The sequence below is a fragment of the Chlorobium sp. genome, from assembly GCF_049593655.1.
Classification (GTDB): Bacteria; Bacteroidota; Chlorobiia; order Chlorobiales; family Chlorobiaceae; genus Chlorobium.
In genome coordinates, this window is sequence record NZ_JBAWHG010000005.1 from 1 (window position 1) to 11,514 (window position 11,514).

General features: G+C 56.1%; 14 protein-coding genes. 8 read left to right on the forward strand and 6 right to left on the reverse strand.

The window, feature by feature from the left end:
• Positions 1-682, reverse strand: a 682-nt coding sequence (locus tag WBP50_RS00450) for a DUF389 domain-containing protein (protein ID WP_423931091.1), incomplete at its 3' end; no start/stop codon positions are given.
• Between the two features lie 175 nt (positions 683-857).
• On the opposite strand from WBP50_RS00450, the gene WBP50_RS00455 reads away from it, so the two are divergent.
• Together WBP50_RS00455 and WBP50_RS00460 are read left to right on the forward strand one after the other, a co-directional pair.
• Entirely contained in the window at positions 858-1,043 is a 186-nt protein-coding gene (locus tag WBP50_RS00455) for a hypothetical protein (protein WP_423931092.1), read from the forward strand.
• Positions 1,040-2,470, forward strand: coding sequence for a cryptochrome/photolyase family protein (locus WBP50_RS00460; RefSeq protein WP_423931093.1), 1,431 nt, complete (start codon positions 1,040-1,042; stop codon positions 2,468-2,470). The genes WBP50_RS00455 and WBP50_RS00460 overlap by 4 nt, the downstream gene beginning before the upstream one ends.
• Before the next feature lie 33 nt (positions 2,471-2,503).
• Here WBP50_RS00460 and WBP50_RS00465 read toward each other — a convergent pair whose 3' ends face one another.
• Both WBP50_RS00465 and WBP50_RS00470 read right to left on the reverse strand, forming a co-directional pair.
• The gene (locus WBP50_RS00465; protein WP_423931094.1) at positions 2,504-3,637 is read right to left on the reverse strand and encodes a radical SAM protein; all 1,134 of its coding nucleotides are present in this window, start codon (positions 3,635-3,637) and stop codon (positions 2,504-2,506) included.
• 89 nt (positions 3,638-3,726) lie between these two features.
• Positions 3,727-4,122, reverse strand: coding sequence for a hypothetical protein (locus tag WBP50_RS00470; protein ID WP_423931095.1), 396 nt, complete (start codon positions 4,120-4,122; stop codon positions 3,727-3,729).
• 155 nt (positions 4,123-4,277) lie between these two features.
• Between WBP50_RS00470 and WBP50_RS00475 the strand changes: the two genes are divergently transcribed.
• From WBP50_RS00475 to WBP50_RS00490, 4 genes are all read left to right on the forward strand, one after another.
• On the forward strand, positions 4,278-4,460 hold the full coding sequence (locus WBP50_RS00475) for a hypothetical protein (protein ID WP_423931096.1): 183 nt from the start codon (positions 4,278-4,280) through the stop codon (positions 4,458-4,460).
• Positions 4,461-4,675: 215 nt separating this feature from the next.
• A complete protein-coding gene (locus tag WBP50_RS00480) occupies positions 4,676-4,843 on the forward strand; it encodes a hypothetical protein (RefSeq protein WP_423931097.1) in 168 nt (55 codons plus the stop codon).
• Positions 4,844-5,065: 222 nt separating this feature from the next.
• Positions 5,066-5,245 (forward strand): MarR family transcriptional regulator, encoded by a 180-nt coding sequence (locus WBP50_RS00485; protein WP_423931098.1) that lies wholly within the window; start codon positions 5,066-5,068, stop codon positions 5,243-5,245.
• Positions 5,246-5,350: 105 nt separating this feature from the next.
• A complete protein-coding gene (locus WBP50_RS00490; RefSeq protein WP_423931099.1) occupies positions 5,351-6,793 on the forward strand; it encodes a DUF4403 family protein in 1,443 nt (480 codons plus the stop codon).
• Between the two features lie 49 nt (positions 6,794-6,842).
• Here the strand turns inward: WBP50_RS00490 and WBP50_RS00495 are convergent, their stop codons facing one another.
• A complete protein-coding gene (locus tag WBP50_RS00495; RefSeq protein WP_423931100.1) occupies positions 6,843-7,343 on the reverse strand; it encodes a hypothetical protein in 501 nt (166 codons plus the stop codon).
• Between the two features lie 412 nt (positions 7,344-7,755).
• On the opposite strand from WBP50_RS00495, the gene sqr reads away from it, so the two are divergent.
• Positions 7,756-8,982 carry a type III sulfide quinone reductase, selenoprotein subtype gene (sqr, locus tag WBP50_RS00500; RefSeq protein ID WP_423931101.1) on the forward strand — a complete coding sequence of 409 codons (1,227 nt, stop codon included), beginning with the start codon at positions 7,756-7,758 and terminating at the stop codon, positions 8,980-8,982.
• Positions 8,983-9,121: 139 nt separating this feature from the next.
• Positions 9,122-9,433 carry a HigA family addiction module antitoxin gene (locus WBP50_RS00505; protein ID WP_423931102.1) on the forward strand — a complete coding sequence of 104 codons (312 nt, stop codon included), beginning with the start codon at positions 9,122-9,124 and terminating at the stop codon, positions 9,431-9,433.
• A 3-nt stretch (positions 9,434-9,436) separates the two neighbouring features.
• Here the strand turns inward: WBP50_RS00505 and WBP50_RS00510 are convergent, their stop codons facing one another.
• Complete coding sequence (locus WBP50_RS00510) at positions 9,437-10,732, reverse strand: DNA recombination protein RmuC (RefSeq protein ID WP_423931103.1); 1,296 nt, start codon at positions 10,730-10,732, stop codon at positions 9,437-9,439.
• Between the two features lie 572 nt (positions 10,733-11,304).
• The coding region (locus WBP50_RS00515) for a peptide-methionine (S)-S-oxide reductase (protein WP_423931104.1) at positions 11,305-11,514 on the reverse strand (210 nt) is incomplete at its 5' end.

Consider the following 11,514-nt stretch of genomic DNA (forward strand, 5'->3'; position numbering starts at 1 on the left):
TTATCCACCTGTTGATGCGCGTTTTCTGCGCTTCGGCGATATCGCTTCTGATGGGAAACCTCATGAACTGCGAAAAAATCACCGTCGAAAGACCGATGAACACGGCATTGATGGTGAAGAGATAAAATGCGCCGAAAAAGAAGCCGAACTGACCGGTCGCAAGCCCGTACCCCGCCGTACAGAGCGGGGGCATGAGCGCCGTGGCGATGGCGACTCCCGGCACCACGTTGCCTTTCAGTTTCGTGGTGATGGAAACCGTTCCTGCAAGACCACCGAACAGGGCGATCAGCACGTCGTAAATGGTGGGGCTGGTGCGGGCCAGAAGCTCGGAATAGGCGCTCGATACCGGACTGATGGCGAAATAGAGCGTCGAGGTGACGAGGCTTGCCGCCACGGCAAACGAAAGGTGCTTGAGCGAGCGGCGGAGCAGCGGAAAATCGTAGGTGGCGATGCTGTATCCCACGCCGTTGATCGGACCCATCAGGGGAGAGATGAGCATGGCGCCGATGATGACCGCCGTCGAATTGGTGTTGAGCCCGACCGAAGCCAGCACGATGGCGAAAATCAGGATCCAGAGGCGGCTGCCCTTGAACTCGATGTCGCTTTCGACCGCGGCGTGAATGTCCCTGAACGACTCGGCGTCACGGCTGATGCTGAGATATCGGAAAAGCTTGTTTCGCATAAAAGATGGTAAAAGCGGTGTTAACGATACGCTGAGCGGGCGCATTGCCCGTTGCAGGTGAAAAATACATCAATTTCTCCGGTTTCGTTCATCATGGCGTGCGCCGAAAAAAATGTTTATGTTTCGGCAACGGATACTCCTCTGCGATTCCGGCAATCCTATAGCAACCGACAAGATGAAAAACGCCATACTCACGCTCCATCTGGTGCCGATCGCGCTGCACGTCAGGCCGGAGGATGCGCTTCTGCACCACGGCGAACTGGCGGATTTCGAAAAACGGCTGAAAACCATCCGTGAAAACGGCCGCGGCAGAATCCTCTTCATGGGACGCATCGGCGACCCGACGGAAAACGGTTCATGAGCGGCAACCTTGCCATACACTGGTTCCGGCAGGATCTCCGGCTCGGGGACAACCCGTCGCTCAGCCAGGCAGCCCTGAAAGGGCGCGTGCTGGCGGTCTACATTCTCGACGACCTTAATGCCGGCGAATTCCGGATGGGCGGGGCAAGCCGCTGGTGGCTCCACCACAGCCTCGCCTCGCTCGACCGCTCGCTGAAGGGGCGGCTCGCGCTTTTCCGTGGCGATCCGCTGGAAATCCTTCCGGCTCTGGCTGCAGAAACCGGTGCATCCTCGGTACACTGGAACCGCTGCTACGAGCCCTGGCGCATACGGCGGGATACCATGCTCAGGGAAAAACTCCGCGAAACGGGCATTACCGTCGAAAGCTTCAACGGTTCGCTGCTCTGGGAGCCGTGGGAGATAAAAAAACCGGACGGCACGCCTTACCGGGTGTTCACGCCCTACTACCGCAATGGGTGCCTTGGAGCCGCATCGCCCCGACTCCCCCTTGCGGCTCCCGAAAGGCTTGAAACCGCGCTTCCTCCGACGGGCAGCCTGCCGCTCGACGCACTTGACCTTTTGCCCCGCATACGCTGGGACAGGCAGCTCGAAGCGCACTGGACTATCGGCGAACAGGGCGCATCCATGAGGCTCGAAACCTTTCTGCAGCATGGGCTGCAGGGCTACAGAGAGGGACGCGACTACCCCGCCCGCCCCAACGTCTCGCGGCTTTCGCCGTCGCTGCATTTCGGCGAAATCTCGCCGAACCGGGTCTGGCACGCCGCAAAAAACCATGGAAACGGCACGGATATCGACCATTTTCTGAGCGAACTCGCCTGGAGGGAGTTCTCCTACAGCCTGATCCGGCACCATCCCGACCTGCCCCGCACCAACCTGCACGCCTCGTTCGACCGCTTCGGATGGGTGGAAAATCCGGCAGCGCTGAGGCGCTGGCAGAATGGCATGACCGGCTACCCGATTGTCGATGCCGGCATGCGGGAGCTTTGGCAGACGGGTTACATGCACAACCGGGTGCGCATGATCGTCGGCTCCTTTCTGGTCAAGAACCTGCTTCTGCACTGGCGCAGCGGCGAGCGGTGGTTCCGGGACTGCCTCTGTGACGCCGACCTTGCCGTCAACAGCGCAAGCTGGCAGTGGGTCGCCGGCTGCGGAGCCGATGCGGCGCCCTACTTCCGCATCTTCAATCCGGTCACCCAGGGAGAGAAATTCGATGCATGGGGAGCCTATACCCGCCGTTTCGTTCCCGAGCTCGGCAGGCTGCCCGACCGACACCTCTTCGCACCGTGGGAAGCCCCCGCCGGCGTGCTGCAGGCCGCGGGAGTCTCTATCGGGAAAACCTACCCCGAACCTCTCGTGGAGCTTCGGGCCTCGCGCCGGCGAGCACTCGACGCGTATGCTCTCATCCGGAAAAATCCCGGAAGCCTCTGAGCGAACCATACATAAACCTTCGCTCCGGCGCCGTCATTGCAGGCCGGAAACCTCCCCGACAATGCTCTGGAGCGGCGTGCCCGCAAGATGATCCGCAAATGAAAAACCTTCCTCCCCGAGCTTTTCGATCAACGCGTAAGCCGTCGTCACCGAGGCTTTTTCGGAGGCGCAGATAAAGGCTCCGGGCGAGTTGTAGTCTCCCGTGGCGAAATAGTTCGTGCAACCGCACCAGTTCATGCAGTAACGGCTGATGCCGCAGTTCAGGCAGAACGGATTGGAGGTGTGCTCCGAATCGTGGCTGCAGCGTTTCAGCATGCCGGTGGCGGAGTGCACATTGCCGAGACAGTGCCGATCTCCGTCATCGGTTCCGATGAGGCGCTCGCAGGGGTAGATGTTGCCCGAAGGAGCGAAGGCGAACTCGCCCTTGCCCATCCGGCACCGTTCGAGCGGCTCGTAGCCGCCCCGGAGTATGACGGTTATCTTGCTGTCGATCAGGCTGATATGGCACGGTGCGCCTGCCTTGTAGTAGTCGAGGTACAGTGTTCCGATCCGGCTGAACACCCCGTCGAGCATTTCGGCATGCCGGGCTGTCCAGCGTGCCGAAATATCCGGATTGAGATAGATGTTTCTAACTCCCAGCGCATGGAAATACTCCACCACGTCAGGAAGCATATCGAGGGTATCGGGCGAGTACACCGCATTGACCGGCATGAAAGGGAAAAATTCCAGCGCATGCCGGATGTTGCCCTCCACCGCCGCCGAAGTCGGCGATCCGTCCCGGAACACTCTCGACCGATTCTGGATGCATGCCGGGCCGTCGCAGCTTATGCCGGGAGAAATCCGGAACTCCCTGAGATCGGCAGCTATGGCATCGCTGAAAATCGATCCGTTGGTGACTACCGAAAAAAGAAACCTCTCCGGGTCATAACGTTCGTGGCGGTAAATCCTCCTCATAATCGATTTGATCAGCTCGAATTCGAGAAGGGGTTCCCCGCCGAAAAAACCGATATCGATGTTCTCATGCTCCGGAGTACGGCTGAAGATAAATTCCACAACCCGTTCGGCCGTCTCGTGACTCATGACGGCATCGTGCCCGGAGATGCCTGATATGTAGCAGTAGGCGCATCCGAAATTACACTGCCGGGTAACCGCAAGGGTATACTTCATAACTGGCTGGAAGAATAGTGCGGCCAGCGGCTTCGTTATTCCGGCTGCATCCAGTCCTGAAACAACGAAGCCGCTGATTTCCGCAACGGTTACTGATGGGGAAGCACGGCCTGGCTGACTTCGATAAAGCTCTCGAAAGGAATTGACCTGACCGCGGCGAGCCTTGCACTCATCTCCTTGAGAACCGGAGTGCTGAACTCACGCCACTGTTTGGCGTCGAGCAGATAGATATCGCCCTTGAAATGCAGATGAGGCGTTTTTCTGCCCCCTCTCGGATCGATGATGTTATCGATCGAGATGGCTTTGGCCGTACTTTTGGCAACACCTGCGGCGACTTTACCGGCCGCCTTGAGCTTGTTGGCGGTGATGAACTTGCCGATCAGTTCCTCCTCGACAAGCCAGAAGTCGGCAGGGATACCGATTTTCCACTTCCACTCCATGCGCTGAAAGTCCATATGAGGACCGGAAAGTAATGGCTCAGGCATAGTTCCCTCCTTTTTTTACAATCAGTTCAAAAATGCAATGCGACAGGTAACTGAAATCATGTAAACAGGCACCTCCTTTGTCAAGGTTGACAGAATGAGCGCAGAAACAGATAAAACCCTGCAATCCAGAATTAAAAAGGGGCTGAAGAAAGCTGATGAAACAGGAGTGCAGCCGGTATGGCGCGGGTGGGGAGATACCGGAACATCCTGCGGCAGAAAACTACCAAAAAAAACAGTTACAAGAAAAGAATTCCGATGAATTCCGGCCCGTAATGGCGGAAACAGAGGAATTAAAAGCCTTTGCCTCTAAAAAAGACCTTAAAAAAAAGAAAGTTTAAAAAAAATTTGTAAGTTCAAAGAACTTAACATTACCCCCAAACTATTATGTCAGCCCCTGTCGATTCAGGCATTGAAAGATCCGGAAAGAAAAACCTGAACGAAATATTTTCGCATGCCGGTACTATCCTGAACAATTGCAGTTCCCTTTACACGGTAATGCAGGTAATGGTCACGGCCTGAGAAAAACTGACATGTAGACGTTCTCAAAAAGAATATGTCTGATGTTATGCTTTACGTAGTTTCAGGAGCCCTGGTATACTCCCTGCTTCTGGGAGTTCACTACACCTTTTCATTCGGGTGGAAATTCAAGTTGTACGCACTCGCCTGCTTTCTCGTGGCTGCGATATCGCTCTACCTGATTCTATCCAAAACAATCCGGTAACCGTCGGAAAAGAAGATACGCGGCATGGCAGTTCTTTTTTTCCCCGCACTCATCTCCCGCAGCCGGAAAACCCGGCGCCCGCGATCCACCTGCAGAAAAAAAACCGGATATGCATACCCACCCGCACGAAAAACGGGAATTATTATCCTTACGGATCGTTTATCAGAAGCATGAGAAAACGAACCATCTCGCTATCCACCAACAAGTAATCCCTGTAACCCTATGGACATCAAGCAAGCAATTCTGGATCTGCTTGAAAAGGAAGGCAAACCCATGAGCGCCGGCCAGATTGCCGACTCCGGCAAGCTGGATCGCAAAGAGGTCGATAAAGCCATGAAAACGCTCAAGGACGAAGAGCGGATCGTATCGCCGAAACGCTGCTACTGGGAACCAAAAAAGTGACCTGAAGCGCCTCTTTCAAGATCTATTTCCGATCACTTCCGGCCGGGTCCGGAACCATTTTCACTCCCGCCCCGGCCGAGAGGAAACGCCTCAGAACCTCCTCCAATGAAAAAACCTCTCATAGCCGCAGGAATCGTCATTGCTCTTGTCGTTTCAGGAGTTTTTCTTTTCCTGAAATTCATCGGTTACTCTGAAAACCATCCCCCGGAACCGCTCACATCAGAAATTTCCGTAACGGTCCCTCCCTCCACCTTCAATCTTCCGGTACACATCGAAACAAAAACTCTCGCTGCCTATCTGAACGGGAAAATCAGGGGCGCCTTTCTGCAGAAAACTATCCGGATCAGAAAAGACAAAAAAGAAAAAATCGCCCTGACCCTCTCCAGGCAGAACAACATTCTCATAACCACCAGCGGACGGGAACTTCTCTGCACCTTTCCCCTGACGGTCGACGCAATCCTGCTCGACAGCCGGTTCGGAAAAATGCTCTCCGGACTGGTAAAACCGCTGCACACCACCATCATCGTCACGCTCTCGACGCCGATCGCTCTCGACCGGAACTGGAGCATCGTCACCAGGTTCCGCATCAGAAACATCCGGTGGCTCAGCGAGCCGGTCGTTCGCATAGGACCGTTCAAAAAAAATCTCAGACCGGCAATCACCGAGGCGCTCAACAGCAAGGGAGGCAGACTGACCGCCATGCTCGACCGGGAGATCTACAAGGCGGCAAACCTGCACTCCACCATTTCGGATGTCTGGCTCGATCTTCAGGACCCCATTCTTATAAGCCGAAAACCCGCTCCGGTCTGGATACGCTTTCACTGCAGCGGCATCAGGAGCGATATAGCCCTGAACCGGAACGACATCACCTGCTTTACGCGCATCGATGCGGCCATGCTTATGCTCACCGATACCACGGCAATCGCCGCACCGAACCCGCTGCCTGCGTTCAGCCGACTCCGGCCGGGGGAGAAGAGTCGGCACTCCGTTATCAATCTTTACGCCTTTACCTCATTCGAAGAGATCAACGACCAGCTTAACGGGTACCTCAGGGGAAAAACCCTGTCGAGAAAAGGGTACAACGTCACCATCACCGATATAAAAACCTATGCATCCGACAAGGGCCTTTCGATTGGCGTCAGCACCGACAGGGACATCAGGGGCTATCTGGTAACCAGCGGCAAAATCGTATTCGATGCCCCGACCCAGACGCTGAAGGTGAAAAAGTTCGATTACGCCCTCGACACCGGAAACACCATTGTCCGCACCGGCGATGACCTTCTGCATGATTTCGTGCGCGATACGGTAGCCACGAGACTGAACGTGAAGCTCGACACGCTTATCGGAAAAGTGCCCGGCATCATCAGCAACGCTATCGCCAAAGGCAAAACAGGAAAAGTGATAGACCTGAGGGTTGACAGTCTGCGGGTTGAAAAGTGCGACATTCTCCTCGACAGCAAGAAGGTGCATCTGCTGCTCAAGGTCGATGCAATGGCGGATCTGCGGCTGAAACGCATAAAACCCGGAAAAGCCGTACGAGTACACTAGGAGCGCCCCCGGGGGTGCGGGCACGCTTCTCCGGCAGAAAAATTCCGCGCTACTCCTCCCGGCCCCCTTCCTGAAACTGACGGGCTATATTTCTTTCCATCTCCCCGCGGACCTCTTCGTAGCGGAGATCGCCGGAAGCAACAGCCTCCAGCTCCGCAGCGTTGCGTTCGAACATATCGACTGCGGCATGCAGCATGTTGTAGATCAATGCCGTATCCGCCGTACAGCCGCCGAGATCGATAATCTGCTTGTAGGAGATGATGCCCTCGTCAGACACATTGATGCTGCCGGAATAGCTGAAGTTCCAGTTGATGAAGTTGAAGAGCATGCTGGCATCGACCAGTTTGTCCTCCCTGACCGTAAACGGCGCATAGAGATAGAGCGCAAGCCACTGGCGCTCCTCGTGACCTTCGAGCATGAGACGGTAGGAACGGCCGCCGACTGACAGCCTGACGGCAAGACGGCATATCCCTTCGTCTTCAAAGCTTTCGACCTGGTCTTTCCAGCCGATATCGACGGCAAAATCCTGCAGCAGCTGAGCGAAATGCATGGCGTATTCCTTTATGGTTGACGAACTCCGGCCGAACTGTGTCAATATAGGCCTGCCCTGCGCTTTAAACCGCATGTTATTTGCCCGAAAAATTCGAGAGTCGCGCTTCGGCAAATCTTTCGGGCCAGCGGCAACGCCGGTTAAAGCGATCGGCAATCACGACCGGAGAGCGCTTTCGCCTGCAGGAGAACCGCCTGTTGCACATATTCATATAATTGTTAAATTATATAATCATCCAGATATATAATACAACCATCTGTACCGTTACGCCCGGCGGCTCCTGTATCCCGGCCATCACACTCTTCTTGCCGCCCATTGCGCCTTACAGCATCCCCTGACAACAGATACAGGGGGAGCACCGTATTGAGGCATCTCTATTTTCATGAACCTTAACCAGACAGGAAACTGAAACATGTCAAAAAAAATCGTTGTCCTTGGAGCCGGCACTGGAGGAACCATCATTTCGAACAACCTGCGCAGGCACCTGCCCGAGGACTGGGAGATAACGGTCATCGACCGTGACGACCAGCACATCTACCAGCCGGGCATGCTGTTCGTGGCTTTCGACATTCAAAAACCGGGCAGGCTCGTCAAATCGAGAAAGAAATACATCATGGCGGGCATCAATTTCGTCATCGACGAAATTGTCCGCGTCGATCCCGAGCGGAAAGAGGTGACGACCCTCAATCACAGGTTCTCCTACGATTTTCTCGTCATCAGCACGGGGTGCCGGATCGCTCCGGAGGAAAACGACGGCCTGCTCGATGCATGGGGCAAGAACGCCTTTACCTTCTACACCATCCCGGATGCAGAGCTGCTCAGGAACAAACTCAAGGAGTTCGATGGCGGAAAGGTTGTGCTGAACATTGCCGAACTCCCCTTCAAATGCCCGGTGGCGCCGATCGAGTTCATCTTCATGGCCGACTGGTATTTCAAGCAGAAAGGCATCAGAAACAGGGTGGAGATCGAGCTGGTCACCCCTCTTCAGGGGGCCTTCACCAAGCCCAAGGCTTCGGCGGTATTCACCGCATCGGCGAAGGAAAAGAATATCAGAATCACTCCGGCCTTCGAGCTGAGTTCGGTCAACGGCAAGGAGAAGTACATCGAGTCCGTCAAGGGCGACAAGGTGAAGTACGACCTGCTGGTATCGATACCGACAACGCTCGGCGACAAGATGATCAGCGATTCAGGCATCGATGACGGCATCGGTTACGTTCCGACGCACCAGAACACCCTGAAAGCACTCAAGCACGAAGGCGTCTACGTCATCGGCGACGCCACCAACGTGCCCACCTCCAAAGCGGGATCGGTGGCGCACTACGAAGCCGACGTCGTGGTGTTCAACATCATGGCGGAAATTCACGGAGTCAAGCCCGAGGAAATTTTCGACGGACACTCCACCTGCTTCATCGTCTACTCCAAAGGCACCTCCTCGGTCATCGACTTCAACTACAAGATCGAACCGCTGCCGGGGCAATTCCCCATGCCGAAGCTGGGACCGTTCTCCCTGCTGAAGGAGACCAAAATGAACTGGTACGGAAAACTCGGTTTCGAATGGCTCTACTGGAACGTGCTGCTCGCCGGAAGGCATCTGGGAGCGCCTCCGACGCTGGTGATGGCCGGCAAGGAGGTCGGATAGCCTCCACGCTCTCAGGCTGCAGGAGCGGAGTTGCAAGAAACCCGGTGTTTTCAGGGTTTGAAATCCGGAAAAAAGTAGTAATCTGTGGTTACATATCCCCAGATTAATCTACTCGCTCTGCAACCAGGAGAACCGCTTCATGCACGTCAGGAAAAATATTCCGCTTCATCCGGGAACTGTTCTTCTCGAGGATTTTCTCAATCCGCTCCAGCTGACCGAAAAACAGGTTGCAGAAGATATTCATGTTCCCGTATGGCGGATCAACGATATCATCACGGGCAAGCGGTGCATCACCGCCGACACGGCTCTGCGTCTTGCGCGTTATTTCAGCACTCCGGCCCAGTTCTGGTTCGGCCTGCAGATGGACTACGATCTGAAGCTCGCCATGAACAACGCCGGCAGCAGTATCGAACGCGATATCCGGGTGTTCGAAAACCCCGCCGAGGCGTAAGACTCACGCTTCGGCCTCCGGAGCAGCATCCTCTCCGGCGCTCCGGGCAATCCGCCGGCTCACCTTCGCACCAAGCTTTCGTATCTCTTCAACCCTTCCGACAAGATTTCCGCGCCCGTCCCTGAGACGGCGCACGGCAAGGTCGAACGAATCCGACACGCCTGAAAGCTTCTTGCGGGCGTCCTCCATACTCTCGACAATGAGAGCCACCTGATCGTATATCCGGCCTGCCCTCTCGGCAATGAGTTCGGCATTGCGGTTTTCGTTCTCGCGCCGCCACAGCTGGGCGATAAGCTTGAGGGTGATCATCAGGGTGGCCGGGCCGCAGAGCACGATGTTCTTTCCGGAAAGATCGTAAAGCAGATCCGGGTCGGCCTGCATGACGGCCTGCCATGCGGGTTCGAGCGGAATGCACATGACAACGAAATCGAGCGTGCGGTTGCCCCCGATATCGTGGTAATCCTTCTCCTGCAGTGCGGCAATATGGCGGCGAACCGACTGCACATGCTCCCTGAGGGCCTGTTCCCTCCGGCTCCCGTCTTCGAGGCTGCAGAACCGCTCATATGCGGTCAGCGACACCTTGGAATCAACGATGACCGCCTTTTCGCCCGGAAGCAGCACCATGAAATCGGGACGCTTCAGCGCGCCGTCCTCGCCGCGGAAACTCTCCTGCGCCACATATTCGAGTCCCTTTTCAAGTCCGGAAGCCTCGAAGATCCGCCCGATGATCATCTCGCCCCAGTCGCCCTGCACCTTGGCGTCGCCCTTGATCGCACGGGCAAGCGTGCTGGCTTCGTCGCTCACCCTGCCGCTGAGCTCCATGAGCTGCCGCACCTGTTCCCTGAGGCTCGCCGAACCGGCGATATTGGTTTCATGCAGTTCGTCAACCCTGCGGCGGAACCCCTCGAGCTGCTCGCGAAAAGGCTGCAGGAGGGTGTCCATCCGCTGCCGGTTCTCTTCGCCGAGCACCCGCCCCCGCTCTTCGACGATCCTGCCTGCAAGGTTCTCGAACTCCCTCTGAAGCCGGGCCTCGGAATCCTGAAGCAGTGTGATCTTCTCGGAGGCGCTCCGGCGCTCGTGCTGCAGGTCGGCTTCGAGCCGGGCATGCTCGACCCTGAGCTTCTCCAGCTCTCCTCCTGCCGCTTCAAGTCTGGAGAGCGCACGGTCCCGCTCCACCTCGGCGCCCTGCAGGCGCATCAGTTCGGCTTTGCGCGGCGCGTCGCCGAACTGGCGGAACAGGACGAAAACAAGCAGCAGCAGCACAAGCAGCAGCAGAAAAAGAATAACAGGATCGCTCATATCGGTTTCGGATGGGGTAACGTCGGACTTTTCTGCAAGATACATACAAACCGGCGAAAAACGCACCCCATCCCCGGCATCGGCAACCTCCCCGCATATCCACCTTCTCCCCCCTCTCTGCGCACACTTTACTTATTAAAGTTCTTTATGCGCGACACACCCAAAAAGCAACAGCGCGGGAAGTCACTACGGGGTGTCGTAAACTTGAGGTCAAGGCGGACGCAGCGCAGAAACCGGAGTGTACTCGCAGTACACGAGGATTTCGATCCCGACAGGTCGGAGCCAACGCAGCGTGCGAGTTTCAAGCGACGTTCAGGAGCGCGAGTGTCAAGCCCCCGAAACATCGGGGGCGCGAGTGTCAAGTTCTCCCCCGAAACATCGGGAACGCGAGTTTCAAGCGACGTTCAGGAGCGCGAGTTTCAGATCACGGCGTCTGAATGGAGTGTCGTGAACGGCCTGAGGGCAAGGCCGACGCACCGCAGAAACCGGAGTGTACTCGCAGTACACGAGGATTTCGAGCAGCGCCCAACGCAGCTATCAGGCCGTGCAACAACGCCATTCACACGCCACCATCAAAATCGTTTCGTGTAAATATGACAATACGGCTGATGCCCTGTCTTCTGGTAGTAATCCTGATGGTAATCCTCGGCGGGCCAGAAGGTTCCGGCTTTTTCAACCGTGGTAGTCACCCCGTACCCCTTTGCTTTCAGTTCTGCGATGAGCTTTTCAGCCACCCGGCGCTGCTCCTCGTCGGCGAAGAAAACCGCCGAACGGTACTGTGT